Origin of the sequence: Actinomadura keratinilytica, from assembly GCF_039539665.1 — a bacterium.
Taxonomy (GTDB): domain Bacteria; phylum Actinomycetota; class Actinomycetes; order Streptosporangiales; family Streptosporangiaceae; genus Spirillospora; species Spirillospora keratinilytica.
Map to the genome: position 1 here is coordinate 14,287 of NZ_BAABDO010000090.1, position 13,100 is coordinate 27,386.

General features: G+C 73.6%; 11 protein-coding genes. 7 read left to right on the forward strand and 4 right to left on the reverse strand.

Annotated features, from left to right (window positions below; translation table 11 throughout):
- Positions 1-210 precede the first annotated feature (210 nt).
- The 4 genes from ABD879_RS23855 to ABD879_RS23870 all read left to right on the forward strand — a co-directional run bounded on the left by ABD879_RS23855 (position 211) and on the right by ABD879_RS23870 (position 3,994).
- Positions 211-1,425, forward strand: a complete 1,215-nt coding sequence (locus ABD879_RS23855) for an MFS transporter (protein ID WP_345023811.1) — start codon at positions 211-213, stop codon at positions 1,423-1,425.
- Positions 1,426-1,515: 90 nt separating this feature from the next.
- Positions 1,516-2,349 (forward strand): SAM-dependent methyltransferase, encoded by an 834-nt coding sequence (locus ABD879_RS23860; RefSeq protein WP_345023812.1) that lies wholly within the window; start codon positions 1,516-1,518, stop codon positions 2,347-2,349.
- Between the two features lie 97 nt (positions 2,350-2,446).
- The gene (locus tag ABD879_RS23865) at positions 2,447-3,631 is read left to right on the forward strand and encodes a HEAT repeat domain-containing protein (RefSeq protein WP_345023813.1); all 1,185 of its coding nucleotides are present in this window, start codon (positions 2,447-2,449) and stop codon (positions 3,629-3,631) included.
- A 42-nt stretch (positions 3,632-3,673) separates the two neighbouring features.
- Complete coding sequence (locus ABD879_RS23870) at positions 3,674-3,994, forward strand: HEAT repeat domain-containing protein (protein WP_345023814.1); 321 nt, start codon at positions 3,674-3,676, stop codon at positions 3,992-3,994.
- 53 nt (positions 3,995-4,047) lie between these two features.
- Here the strand turns inward: ABD879_RS23870 and ABD879_RS23875 are convergent, their stop codons facing one another.
- Together ABD879_RS23875 and ABD879_RS23880 are read right to left on the reverse strand one after the other, a co-directional pair.
- Entirely contained in the window at positions 4,048-5,610 is a 1,563-nt protein-coding gene (locus ABD879_RS23875) for a class I adenylate-forming enzyme family protein (protein WP_345023815.1), read from the reverse strand.
- Between the two features lie 65 nt (positions 5,611-5,675).
- Positions 5,676-6,479, reverse strand: coding sequence for an SAM-dependent methyltransferase (locus tag ABD879_RS23880; RefSeq protein WP_345023816.1), 804 nt, complete (start codon positions 6,477-6,479; stop codon positions 5,676-5,678).
- Positions 6,480-6,900: 421 nt separating this feature from the next.
- Here ABD879_RS23880 and ABD879_RS23885 point away from each other — a divergent pair, with 421 nt between their 5' ends.
- Positions 6,901-8,952 carry a cellulose binding domain-containing protein gene (locus tag ABD879_RS23885; protein WP_345023817.1) on the forward strand — a complete coding sequence of 684 codons (2,052 nt, stop codon included), beginning with the start codon at positions 6,901-6,903 and terminating at the stop codon, positions 8,950-8,952.
- Positions 8,953-9,014: 62 nt separating this feature from the next.
- On the opposite strand, the gene ABD879_RS23890 is transcribed toward ABD879_RS23885, so the two are convergent.
- Positions 9,015-10,595, reverse strand: a complete 1,581-nt coding sequence (locus tag ABD879_RS23890) for a M28 family metallopeptidase (RefSeq protein ID WP_345023818.1) — start codon at positions 10,593-10,595, stop codon at positions 9,015-9,017.
- Positions 10,596-10,827: 232 nt separating this feature from the next.
- Here ABD879_RS23890 and ABD879_RS23895 point away from each other — a divergent pair, with 232 nt between their 5' ends.
- Positions 10,828-11,217: an MmcQ/YjbR family DNA-binding protein gene (locus ABD879_RS23895; protein ID WP_345023819.1), complete on the forward strand. Its 390-nt coding sequence runs from the start codon at positions 10,828-10,830 to the stop codon at positions 11,215-11,217.
- A gap of 21 nt (positions 11,218-11,238) precedes the next feature.
- Here ABD879_RS23895 and ABD879_RS23900 read toward each other — a convergent pair whose 3' ends face one another.
- A complete protein-coding gene (locus ABD879_RS23900) occupies positions 11,239-11,895 on the reverse strand; it encodes a TetR/AcrR family transcriptional regulator (RefSeq protein ID WP_345023820.1) in 657 nt (218 codons plus the stop codon).
- Between the two features lie 175 nt (positions 11,896-12,070).
- Here ABD879_RS23900 and ABD879_RS23905 point away from each other — a divergent pair.
- Positions 12,071-13,100: serine/threonine-protein kinase (locus ABD879_RS23905; protein ID WP_345023821.1), on the forward strand; the 1,030-nt coding region annotated here is incomplete at its 3' end.

Here is a 13,100-nt window from a genome sequence, read left to right on the forward strand (position 1 = left end):
CCCCCGGCCGGTCTCCCCCGCCTCCCGACGGAAACACATGTATTCACCATACGTTTCGCGACAGGGGCTGACAAGGCGTCAAAGGAGCAGTCATTCCACCTTCCACGCTGCCGCTTGCGGCCCCCCGTTATAACGCCCGAATCCACCCACGCGCTATGATCTCTGCCCGCCAGGCGCAAATGCACGCCTTGGTTATAAGACGGGAGGCGGATGAGGCGGTCGACAGGGGGCGGCCCGGCCATGGGCGGGCCGCTCGGACGCGGCCGGACCGCGGCGCTGCTGGCGCACGCGGTGATCACGCAGGCGGTCACGTTCGTGCTGCGCCCCACGATGTCGTACCGCGCGATCGAGCTGGACGTGCCCGCGGCCGGGCTGGGCGCCCTGGCCGCCGCCTTCGCCCTGGCCCCGCTGTTCCTGGCGCTGCCCGCCGGGCAGCTGACCGACCGGGTCGGCGAGCGCCGGGTGATGACCGGCGGCGCGGCCCTGCTGACCTGCTCCTGCCTGGCCTTCCTGGTGGCCGGGGACACCGTCGGCGGGCTGGTCGCCGCGGCCATGCTGCTGGGCACCGGGCATCTGGGCTGCGTGGTCGGCCAGCAGGCGCTGGTCGCCAACACCGCCTCCCGGGGCGCCCACGACACCGCCTTCGGCCTCTACACCTTCGCCGCGTCGCTGGGGCAGTCGGCCGGCCCGGTGCTGATCGCCGTGTTCGGCGGCCACCGCGACATCCCCGACACCGGGCGCATCTTCGCCTGGACGTGCGCGGTGTCGGCCGTGCTGATCGTGCTGTCCCTGGCGTTGGCCGGCACCGAGCGGGCCCCGGCGCGGGTCCGGGAGGAGGGGCCGCCGACCCGGGCGCTGCTGCGCCTGCCCGGACTGCCGCACGCGCTGCTGACCAGCTGCGTGGTGCTGTCGGCCGTGGACATCACGCTGGCCTACCTGCCCGCGCTGGGGGCCGAGCGCGGCCTGTCGTCCGGCACCGTGGGCATGCTGCTGACCCTGCGCGGGCTGGCGTCCATGGGCTCGCGGTTCTTCCTGGGACGGCTCAGCGGCGCGCTCGGCCGCCGCCGCCTGCTGGTGGCCAGCACCGTGGCGGCGGCCCTCGCGCTGGGCCTGGCCCCGCTGTCCTCGCCGACGTGGCTGCTGGCAGTGCTGCTGGTGGTGGCCGGGTTCGGGCTGGGCGTCGGGCAGCCGCTCACCATGTCGTGGCTGGCCGAATCCGCTCCCCCCGGTGCGCGCGGCCGCGCCATGTCGCTGCGGCTGCTCGGCAACCGCACCGGGCAGATCGTGCTGCCCAGCGCCGCCGGGCTGCTCGCGGCGGGTTTGGGGGCGGGCGGCGTCCTGTACGCGACCGCGCTGGGCCTGGGCTGGGCCGGTCTGGCCGCGCGCCGCCTGTCCATGGACACCCCGCGGCCACCGCAGCAGTGAGCCCCGCGGACGCGGCGCGGCCGGGAGCCGACGAGACCGGTGAGCGATAATCGGTGATAGTCCGACATCTCCGCCGAGGAGGGTGTTTCCGTGACCGGCAGCGACATTCCTCCGCCCGACGCCCCGGGCCCGGAGCACCCCAAGATCGACGCGACCGTGCCGCACTCGGCGCGCATCTGGAACTACTGGCTCGGCGGCAAGGACAACTATCCGGTGGACCGGGCGGCGGGCGAGGCGTTCCGGCAGGTCTACCCGGGGATCACCGACCTGGCCCGGGGCTCGCGCTACTTCCTCGGGCGGGTGGTGCGCTTCCTGGCGGGCGAGGCCGGCATACGGCAGTTCCTGGACATCGGCACCGGCCTGCCGACCGTCGACAACACCCACGAGATCGCCCAGCGGGCGGCGCCCGAGTCGCGGATCGTCTACGTCGACAACGACCCGCTGGTGCTGATGCACGCCAACGCGCTGCTGACCAGCAGCCCCGAGGGGGTCACCAGCTACATCGAGGCCGACCTGCGCGACCCCGGCACCATCATCCGCGAGGCCGCGCGGACGCTCGACCTCGGCCGGCCGGTCGCGCTGCTGCTCATGCAGATCCTCGGCCATATCGACAACGCCGGCGACGACGCGGAGGCGCGGTCGATCGTCCGGCAGCTGATGGACGCCCTGCCGGCCGGCAGCTACCTGGCGATCAACGACAGCACCGACACCAACCCGGCCAACGTCGAGGCCACCCGCCGCTACAACGAAGGCGGCTCCGCCCCGTACCACCTGCGGCGCCCCGAGCAGATCGCGCGCCTGTTCGAGGGACTGGAGCTCGTCGAACCCGGCGTCGTGCCCATCAACGAGTGGCGTCCCGACCCGAGCCCCTTCGAGACGCCCTCCGACGAGGGCGTCCTCGGCGGCGTCGCCCGCAAACCCTGACCCGCCGCATTTCGGGCTTTCCTTTCCCTCGCGCAGGCCCCGAACGCAGCCAACCGCATCGGAGGCAGGGACGTCCCCGTGGCAAGGGGGCGATGTCATGGGGACCGAGCACCAGATCGAGTTCTTCGTGCGGGAGATCTCAGAGGCCGACCCGCCGCGGCGTGCGGCCGCCGCCAAGGGGCTGGGGCGGATCGGCCGCCCGGAGCACACCGCGGTCCTCATCGCGGCGGCGCGGGACGGCGATCCCGGGGTGCGCGCGGCCGCGGTGATCGGGCTCGGCAGGCTCCTGGTGCCGACGCCCGGGAAGCGGGCGCCGCGCGACGGGCGGCGCGCCGTCGAGAGGCCGGTCCACGACCTTCTCATCGAGCTGCCGGCCGACCCGGACGCGCGGGTCCGCCGCCGGGCCGCGCTGGCGGCGGACCGCCTGGAGCTGACCGGGCCGGCCGCCACCGCCGCGTTCGGGCGGCTGCTGCGCGACGAGGAATACCACGTCAGGCTGAACGCGCTGGTCGCGCTGGAGCGGCTGGGCGAGCCCGGGGACGTCGCGGCGCTGGTCGACCTGCTCGACGATCCCGTGCGGGCGGTCCGGGGTTCCGCGGGCGTGGTGCTGCGGAAAGTGCTGCATCCCGGCGCACACGACGACGTCCTGCTGCCCCGGCTGTCGCGGGTGGCGGCCTCGGAGCCGGGCAGGGCACGCGCAGCGGCCCTGAGCATGGTCGCCCATCACGGCCGCCCGGACCTCGCCGAGGCCGGGCTCACCGCCGCCGAACCGGAGGTGCGGCGGGTCGCGGCGTTGATCCTGCTCCGGGATCCGCGGCCGGAGACGGCCGACCGCCTGCTCGCCGCGCTCGAGGTCGAACGCGACCCCGAGGCGGCGATTCCTTTGCTCGGCTTCGCCGGACGATGCGGTGGGCGCGGCCTGGCGGCGGCCGTCCGCTGGCTGCAGGACCACCGGGCGGGTCCGGTCGCCGCCGGGATCATGGGCGACATCGGCACACCGGAAGCCGTCCGGCGGCTGCGCGCGGTGGTGACGGGCCGGACGGCGGTGCCCCCGGTGGTGCGCGGCGCCGCCGCCTGCGCACTGGGGACGGTGGGCGACCCGAACGACGCCGACCGCCTGATCGCCCTGCTCGACGCCCCGGACCATGACGTCCGGCATGGCGCCGTCCACGGCCTGGCCTCGATGGACCTGGACGTGCCGCGGGCGCGCCGGCGGCGGGCCCGCGTCGTGGAGGCGCTGCTGAGCGGCTGGGTCGCGCATCCGGTGCTGAGCTGGTACTAACACCAGGCGCTGAGGCGTCACGCCGACACACGGCACCCGGAGGTGCGGGCGCGGCTGCGGCGGCTCGCCGAGGAGTCGCACGGCGACGGCCGGGCGGCGGCGCCGGCGCTGCTGGCCGACGCCGGCACGGGGCAGGACGCCGACCTGTTCGCCGCCCTGCTGCGGGCCCCCGACGAAGACGCCCGCTACGAGGCGGCGCGCACGCTGGCCGATTACGGGCGGTCGCACGACACCCTGCCGCCTTGGGTCGGCCCCGAGGTCACCGACCGCCTCACCGAGCTGTCCCGTGACGATTCCCGCCGGGTCCGCCGGGCCGCGGCCGACGCCCTGCGCCTTCTCGATCCGGTTCTCGATCCGGACTGAACGTCACGCGTTCCTGCGCGCGTCCGCCGCCACGCGGCGGCCCGGGGAGGCGCTCAGGACTCCGCCAGGTACCGCTCTTTGAGCAGGGCCTTGTGGATCTTGCCGACGGGGGTGAGCGGCACGTCGGTGGTGACGACGAACTGGCGCGGGACCTTGTAGTCGGCCAGCCGGTCCCGGCAGTAGGCGGTGAGCTCCTCGGCGGTGGGCGGTTCGACATCCGGCCGGGGCACCACGTAGAACCGGCCGACCTCGCCGAGGACGTCGTCGGGCACGCCGATCCCCGCGGCCATCGCGACCTTCGGGTGCGCGGTCAGGACGTTCTCGATCTCCACCGGGTAGACGTTGAAGCCGCCCTGGATGTACATCTCCTTCTTGCGGCCGCGCAGCACCAGGTGCCCGGAGGGCTCCATCTCCACCATGTCGCCGGTGGCCAGCCAGCCGTCCGGCAGGAAGACCTCGGCGGTCTCCTCGGGCATGTCCCAGTACCCGGCGGCCACGCAGGCGCCGCGGACCTGCAGCTCGCCGGCCTCCCCCGGCGGCAGGACGGCCCCGTCGCGGCCGACGACCCGGGCCTCGAAGTCGCCGATCACCGTGCCGAGGGTGCGCGACACCGTCTCCGGGTCGTCGTCCCGGCGCGACAGGACGCACGCGCCCGAGGACTCCGACAGGCCGTACAGGCCGTACAGCGACGCCGTCGGGAAGCCCCGCCGGATCGAGTCGGCCAGCGCGGGCTCCACGTTGGAGCCGCCCGCGATGCAGATGCGCACCGACGACACGTCGCGGTCGGCGAAGCCGTCGTGGCCGAGCATGAGCACGTACATGGTCGGCACCGCGGCCAGGACGGTCACGCGGTGCCGTTCGATCGCGCGCAGCGAGGCGTCCGGGCCGAACGCGGGCACCAGCGCCACCGCTCCCCCGCTGACCAGCGCGGTCATCACGGTGCAGGTGATGCCGCCGACGTGGTTCAGCGGCAGGTGGCCGAGCTGGACGTCGCCGGGGCCCAGCGCGAAGTGCTCGGCCTGCGCGGTCGCCGAGGCCAGGATGCTGCCGTGGGTGATGATCGCGCCCTTGGGGCGGCCGGTGGTCCCGGAGGTGTAAAGGATCACCAGCGGGTCGTCCGGGGCCACCTCCTCGCGGGCCGCCGCCAGCGCCGCCGCGTCGACCGGGGTCGCGGTCAGCTCGTCGAACGAGATGCTGCCGTCGAAGCCCCTGCCGAAGAACACGTAGTCGCGCACGCCCGGCAGCCGCGCGCGGAAGCCGTCGAAGAACTCCGCGAAGTCGAAGCCGGCCGCGGCGTCCACGCTGACCACCATGCGGGCGCCGCTCTGGCCGAGCATGTGGGACAGCTCCCGCTCCCGGTACCGCACGTTCAGCGGGACGACGACCGCGCCGATCCGCGCGGCGCCGAAGAAGACGGCCAGCCACTGCGCCGTGTTGGGGCCGAGCAGCCCGATCCGGTCGCCGCGCCGGACGCCGCGCGCCAGCAGTCCGGCCGCGACCCGGTCGGCCAGCTCGTCGAACCGGCCGAAGGTGAGGGTGTCGTCGCCGTCGTGCAGGAACGCCCCGTCCCGTTTCGCCGCGTCCGCCAGCGCGGCCCCGACCGTCTCGGCTCGCATGTCGCCCTCTCTCTCGGACATGTCCTCTTCGAGGACCAACGATTGGGAGCCTTGTCCGGCGGACGTCAGGGCTTGCGGCCGACGCCCGCGTAGAACCAGATGCGCACAGCCTCCTCTGGTGTCACCGGCTGCTCGGGCCGCCACAGCGGCGCCCACACCAGACCGGGTTCGAGCAGTTCGAAGTCGCCGAACAGGGCGCGCACCTGCTCGGCCGTGCGCGGCGTTCCGGGGGCGGAGGTCTTCTTGTAGACCTCGACGACCTTGGCGACCACGTCGGGGATGCCGTCGGCCGAGGCGTGCGTCAGCGCCAGGTGGCTGCCCGGCGCCAGGGCGTCGCGCAGCCGGGCCATGATGCCGTACGGGTCGTCCTCGTCCGGGATGAAGTGCAGCGTCGCGACCAGCAGCAGCGCCACCGGCTTGCTGAAGTCGAGCAGGGCGCGGGTGCCGGGGTGGTCGAGGATCTCCTGGGGGCGGCGCAGGTCGGCCTGGACGATCCGCACGTTCCCCGACCCGGCCAAAAGCGCCCGCGCGTGCGCGACGACCTGCTCGTCGTAGTCGACGTACACGACGCGGGCGTCGGGGTTCACCGAGTGCGCGATCTGGTGCACGTTCTGCTGGGTGGGCAGGCCGGTGCCGATGTCGAGGAACTGGTCGATGCCCTGTTCGGCGAGATGGCGCACCGCCCGTCCCAGGAAGGCCCGGTTGGCCTTGATCGTGGACAGCAGGGTGGGGTCGGCGGCCTTCGCCTCCTCGGCCCGCACCCGGTCGGCCTCGTAGTGGTCCTTGCCACCGAGGTAGTAGTCGTACATGCGAGCAATGTTCGGCACCGTCGGGTCGAAGCCCTTGGGCCGCGGCCGCTCGTCAGCCACCGTCGCTCCTCACCGGCCATGCGTGATGACGCAAGGACGCACGGTCCGCACCGTGCGATCTTGACGATCATCCTAGTGTCAGATTCCGCTTTTTCGGCCGCAGTTGTCGCACATGTCACCGAGGCACCAGCAGCACACCGACAATCAGCACATATCGCCGCGAGCTGCGGCACCGCACCGTCGGCGCGCCGTCCACGCCGACCCGGCGTGAAAGGTTTCACGCGGCGCACGGCGGAGGACGGGCCGGGGGCAGGCGCCCCGGAGGCCCTCGGGCGGGGGCGTTGATCAGGCGCGACGCGGGGCGCGGCAGCGCGGGCCGGCCGCCCCGCGCCGGAGCGGGGCCCGGGGCGGCGTTGACACGGTGTCGGGGCGATCTCAGCATGAGGCCCACTTGATCACCGATGTGCCGACGGGATCCTCCATGCGAATTCGCCGTCCTCTCGCCGCGCTCGTGACGTCGCTGCTGACCGCCGCCCTGCTCGCGGCGCCCGGACCGGCCGGCGCGGCGGCCGCGGAGGTCGCCGTCACCGTCAACGCCCGGGGCGGGCTGGCGGCCATGCCGGAGACCGGGCTCGGGGTCAACGACGCGATCTGGGACGCCCAGCTCGGCACCGCGGCGGTGTCCGACCTGATGAAGGCCGCCGGGGTGCGGGTCAAGCGGTACCCGGGCGGCTCCTACGGCGACATCTACCACTGGAAGGACCACACCGCTCCGGGCGGTTACGTGGCGCCGGACACCGACTTCGACACGTTCATGGCGTCGGTGCAGCGGATCGGCGCCGAGCCGATGATCATCGCCAACTACGGCACCGGGACGCCCGAGGAGGCCGCCGACTGGGTGCGGTACGCCAACGTGACCAAGAAGTACGGCACCCGGTACTGGGTGGTCGGCAACGAGAACTACGGCAACGGCCACTACGGCGCGCAGTGGGAGGCCGACGACCACCCCGACAAGAGCCCGGCGGCGTACGCCCGCGGCGTCGTCGCGTTCGCCGACGCGATGAAGGCGGCCGATCCGTCGATCAAGGTCGGCGCGGTGCTCACCATGCCCGCGAACTGGCCGGACGCCCTGGTCGGCGAGGGCGACGAGGGCACCTGGAACCAGACGGTGCTGTCCATCGCCGGATCGAAGATCGACTTCGTGGACGTGCACTGGTACCCGGGCGGCGGCACCGCGGCCGAGGCGCTGGACAAGTCCGCGCACATCGACGACGCCGTGTACCTGCTGCGCGAGCAGATCCGCCGCTACGCCGGCGGCCGGAACCTCGGCATCAGCCTCACCGAGACCAACGTGGGGGTCGGCCCCAACACCCAGCCGGGCGCGCTGTTCCTGGCCGACGTCTACAGCGGGCTGCTGGAGAACGGCGTCTTCACCGTCAACTGGTGGAACGTGCACAACGGCATCGACAAGGTGTCCACGGTCGCCGGGTACACCGACTACGGCGACTTCGGGATGCTGTCCAGCGGGACGTGCACGGCCGACGGGCCGGTGTGCGAGCCGCCGCTCAACACGCCGTTCGCCCCCTACCACGGCCTGTCGATGATGAACCTGTTCGTGCGTCCCGGCGACCGGTTCGTGCAGGCCGGGACGGACGACCCGCTGGTCGCCGCGCACGCCGCGCGCCGTCCCAACGGCGACCTGGCGGTGCTGCTGCTGAACAAGGACCCCGACCGCGAGCGCACGGTGAAGCTCGACTACGTCGGCTACACCCCGGCGAGCGGCTCGCCCACCGTGTACTCCCACCGCAACGGCGACACCTCGATCACCACCGGGCGGGACGGCGACGCCACGAGCCGGACGCTGCCGCCGTACTCGTTGACGACGCTCGTCCTGCACCCCGCGGACAAGCCGTCCGGCGCGCCGGCCGAGCCCGGAGCGCCCGCCGCCGAGCAGGTCACCGACAGCACCGCCACCATCTCCTGGACCGCGTCCGCCGCCGGAGACCACCCGATCGCCAAGTACGAGGTGTACCGGCAGGACGGCGCGACCAGCGAGCAGCTCGGCGAGACCGCGGGCACCTCGTTCACCGCCCGCAACCTGCGGCCCGGCACCCGCTACACGGTCAACGTGCTGGCGCGCGACACCGCGGGCGACGTCTCCTGGGCGTCGGCGCCGCTCACCTTCACCACCGGCACGCCGCAGGACAGCACCTGCTCGGTCCGCTACAGCGCCAGCGGCGACTGGTCCAGCGGCTACATCGGCGGCATCGACATCACCAACAACGGTCCCGAGCCGCTGCACGGCTGGACGCTCGCCTTCACCTGGCCGACCGGATGGCAGCAGATGGACGGCGGCTGGAACGGCGTCTGGCAGCAGAACGGGCGGGACGTCACGGTCGCCAACCTGGACCACAACGCCGAGCTCGCCGCGGGCGGGGGCACGGTGAGCGTGGGCTTCGTCGCCGGGTACAGCGGCCCGAACGTCCTGCCGTCGGTGTTCACCCTCAACGGCACCGTCTGCCGCACCGAATGAGAAAGCGTCCGTGTGCGCCGCGCCTCCGAAGGGCGCGGCGCACACGGACGCCGAAAGGAGCGTTACCTGGTCAGCCCGTGGTCGTGGCCGTGGTCGGCGGCGGCCGTGCGGGCGCCGCTCGCGGCCGCGGTCCGGTTCTCGGGGCCGGGCAGGTCGTTGCCGTAGGCGTAGGTGAGGGTGACGTAAGCGATCGCGCCCAGGTTCACCGCGAGCGCCCTGTCGCTGATGTTCGACAGGTCGTCGCACGCCTGGTGGTAGCACTTGTCGTACGCCTCACCGGCGGTGCCGCCGAACAGCTTGGCCTCCTCGGCGGTCTTGATGCCCTCGGCGCCGGTGAACAGGCCGCCGGACGGGATGCCGGCCTCGATGAACGGGCCGTAGTCGGAGCGGCCGTCGAAGTCGGTGCCGACGTGGCCGATGCGCAGGGCGTCGAAGTACTTCTCGAAGGTCTTCTCGATCTCGTCCGATCCGGGCGGGCCGGCCGGGGCGCCGGTGGCGTCGGAGTCGTCCCCGTCGTAGATCTTGAAGGCGTAGTTGGGCGAGGCGACCATGTCGTAGTTCAGGTAGAGCCGGATCTTGGCGCGTTCGGCGTCCGACAGGTTCGCCACGTAGTGCTCGGCGCCGAGCAGGCCGAGCTCCTCGGCGCCCCACCAGGCGAACCGCACCTTGTTCTTGGGCTGCAGCTTGGCGGTGCGCAGGGCGACCTCCAGCAGCGCGGCGCTGCCGGAGCCGTTGTCGTTGATGCCCGGTCCGGCCGTGACGCTGTCGAGGTGCGCGCCGCTCATGACGACCCGGTCGGCGCGTCCCTTCTTGGACTCGGCCAGCACGTTCCAGGTGGTGCGGGTCTCGCTCTCGGTGTCGGTCTTGACCCGCACGACGGTGCCCTCCGGGGAGGCCAGGTCCTCGCCGACGGCGAAGCTGGTGCCGACCACCGGGATGGTGAAGCCGGGCTGGCCGAGGGTGCCCTGCAGGGTCTCGGTGCGGCCCGGCTGCCCCTCGTTGAAGATGATCACGGCGGCCGCGCCGGCGGCCTGGGCGTTGCGGGCCTTCTCCTCGAACGTGCAGGTGCCGCGCTGCAGCAGCGCGATGTTCCCGGCGGTGAACGAGGCGAAGTCGGACGCCTCGCAGCCGCTGGTGGAGCCGGGCTCGGGCGACGGGGGCAGCGTCAGGTCGACGGCCTGCACGGTCGCGGTGACGTCGCCGGAGCCGGAGTAGGTCATGGTGGCGAAGTCGCCGACGGTGCCGCCGTCCGGCGGGGTGGGCTGGTAGGTGGTGGGGTCCGGGGAGACCTGGTTCAGCAGCGCCGTGGAGTTCTCCTGGAAGAAGGGGAACTCGAACGGCTGGACGGTCACCTTGTACCCGGCCTTGCGCAGCTGCCCCGCCACGTAGTCGCGGGAGGCGGCGTAGCCGGGCGTGCCGGAGGCGCGGGTGCCGCCGTTGGCCCGGGCGATCGCCTGCAGTTTCTGCAGGTGCCGTTTGGCGCCGGGCGCGTTGATCGATGCCATGACGCGGCGCTGGTCGGCCGCGCCGGGATCGGCTCCGGCGGGGGCGGCCAGCGACAGGGGCAGGGCGAGCGCGGCGACCACGGTGGCGGCGCGGAGCCCGCTCCGGCTCAGGTGGGCGTTCCGAGGGTGTAGGCGCATTCGGCTGCTCCACATGGGACGAAGGGGATGATGCATCCCGAAACTCGATCTCGGAACGTAGCGCCATTTCCGGGCGGCGTGCGTGGCCGGAGGTGGCCGCCGACCCGTTTCGGTCATCCCTTTCTCCGGACGCCGCCGCGGGGGCGGCGTCACGCTCCGGCGCGGCCGGAGATTGTCGGTGGGTGCGCCTAGGCTGGGCGGAACTGCATCGGCTGGAAGGGATGCACCGGGCATGGACGAGCTGGATGCGGCGGCGCGGCTGCGGGAGATCTGCCTGTCGCTGCCGGAGGCGGTGGAGAAGCCGTTCGGCGGTCACACCGCGCCCGCCTACCGGGTGCGGGACAAGATGTTCGTGATGACCACCGAGGACGGGCTGTCGATGGTCTTCAAGGGCGCCCCGGGAGTGCAGGAGGCCCTGGTCGCCGAGGCCCCGGAGCGCTTCTTCGTCCCGGCGTACGTCGGCCGCAAGGGCTGGGTGGGCGCCCGCCTGGACGTCGAGCAGGACTGGGACGAGATCGCCGAGCTCGTCGAGGACAGCTACCGCCTGATCGTCCCCAAGCGCCTGGCCGCCCTCCTCCCCCGGCGGCAGGGCGAGCCCGCCGACCGCCCGGCCGGCACCTGAGCACGGCGCGGCCCGGGCCGTTCAGGAGGCGGGGTAGCCGAGGGCGCGGCGGCTCAACCGGACGAGCAGGGCGCACAGCTCCTCTTCCTCCTCGGCGCGGTGCTCGCGGGAGAAGAGCATGTAGAAGTTGCGTTCGCACATGTAGGTGAGGGCGACGCACATTTCGCGGGCGTCGCCGAGGTCGGGCACCAGGCCCGCGGCCCGGTCCCGCTCCAGCGCCTCGGCCAGGATGCCGCCGGAGCGTTCGAAGAAGGCCCGCCAGGCGTCGCGCAGCTGCGCGTCCCGGCCGCTCTGGTCGATGATGGCGCAGATCAGGCCGCCCTTGCGGCGCCACCAGCCGAGGAAGTCGGCCATGATGTCGGCCAGCGCCTCGCCGAGGCCCCGCCCGGCGTGCGCGTCGAGGATGCCCATCCCCGCCTCGATGGCCCGGTCGAGGGCCGCGCGCAGCACCGCGTCCCGGCCGTCGAAGTAGAAGTAGACGGCGGCCCGGGACAGCCCGGCGCCCGCGGCGATCTCGTCGAGGGTGATCTCGGCCAGCGGTTTGCCGCCGACCAGCCGCTCCACGCTGTCCAGCAGGGCGATCTCCTGGCGGTCGCCGCGGTTCAGCCGCGGGCGGCGGCGGCCGCGCCCGGCGGCCCGGCCCGCGCCCCGGGCCGCGGGAACCGGTTCGGATGGCATCCGTGCCCCCATGCGCCTCATGAGCCGTGCGCTCGTTTCGTCGGGCGCCAGTGTAGGCCCGCCGGCGGCCCCGGCGCGGCAACGCAGTTGACGCGATGTCGAGTGAACTCAACGCTGTGTCAAAACATCGTTATACTGCGTTGGCGATCATTGCGAACCCCCTGGAGGCCGGGACGTGGGCTTGGAGGACCTCCGCCCGGAGGATCCGCGCGCCGTCGGCTCCTACCGGCTGCTGGCACGGCTCGGCGCGGGCGGCATGGGCCGGGTCTTCCTGGGCCGGTCGCCCGGCGGCCGGACCGTGGCGATCAAGCTGGTGCATCCGGAGCTGGCCCGGGACGCAGACTTCCGCCGCAGGTTCCGGCAGGAGGTGCGGGCGGCGCGCGAGGTGGGCGGGGGGTTCACCGCGCCGGTCCTGGACGCCGACACCGAGTCCGACACGCCCTGGCTGGCCACGGGGTTCATCGCCGGGCCCACGCTGCAGCAGGTGGTCGAGGAGGATTACGGGCCGCTAGCGGAGTCCGCGGTGCGGTCGCTGGCGGGCGGGCTGGCCGCCGCGCTGCGGGCCGTGCACGGCGCCGGGCTCGTCCACCGCGACCTCAAGCCCTCCAACGTGCTGCTGACGCTGGACGGCCCCCGGGTCATCGACTTCGGCATCGCGCGGGCGGTGGACGCCGGCGTGGCCACCCGCACGGGGACGGTCATCGGGACGCCGGCGTTCATGTCGCCCGAGCAGGTGCGCGGCGAGCGCGTCGGCCCGGAAAGCGACGTGTTCTCGCTCGGCGCGGTGCTGGCGTTCGCGGGGACCGGGCGGCAGCCGTTCGCCGCCGCCGACGGCGGCGTGCACGCGCTGATGATGCGCGTGGTGTCGGCCGAGCCCGACCTGGACGGCCTGGCCGAGCCGCTGCGCTCGCTGGTCGCCGACTGCCTGGCCAAGGACGCCGGCCGCCGCCCCTCGCTCGACGAGATCGAGCGGCGGGCCGCCGGGGACGGCGCCCGGCGCGATCCGTGGCTGCCCGCCGATCTGGTGGCCGACCTGGGGCGGTACGCCGTCCGGCTGCTCGACCTGGAGCAGCCCGACCTCTCCCGGCGCCCGCCGGACGACCCGCCGAGGACACCGACCCGCCGGTTGCCGCCGCCCGTCACCCCTCCGCCGCCGGGCCCCGCACCGGCCCCGGGCGCCCACGCCGCTCCCCCGCCGCCGTTCG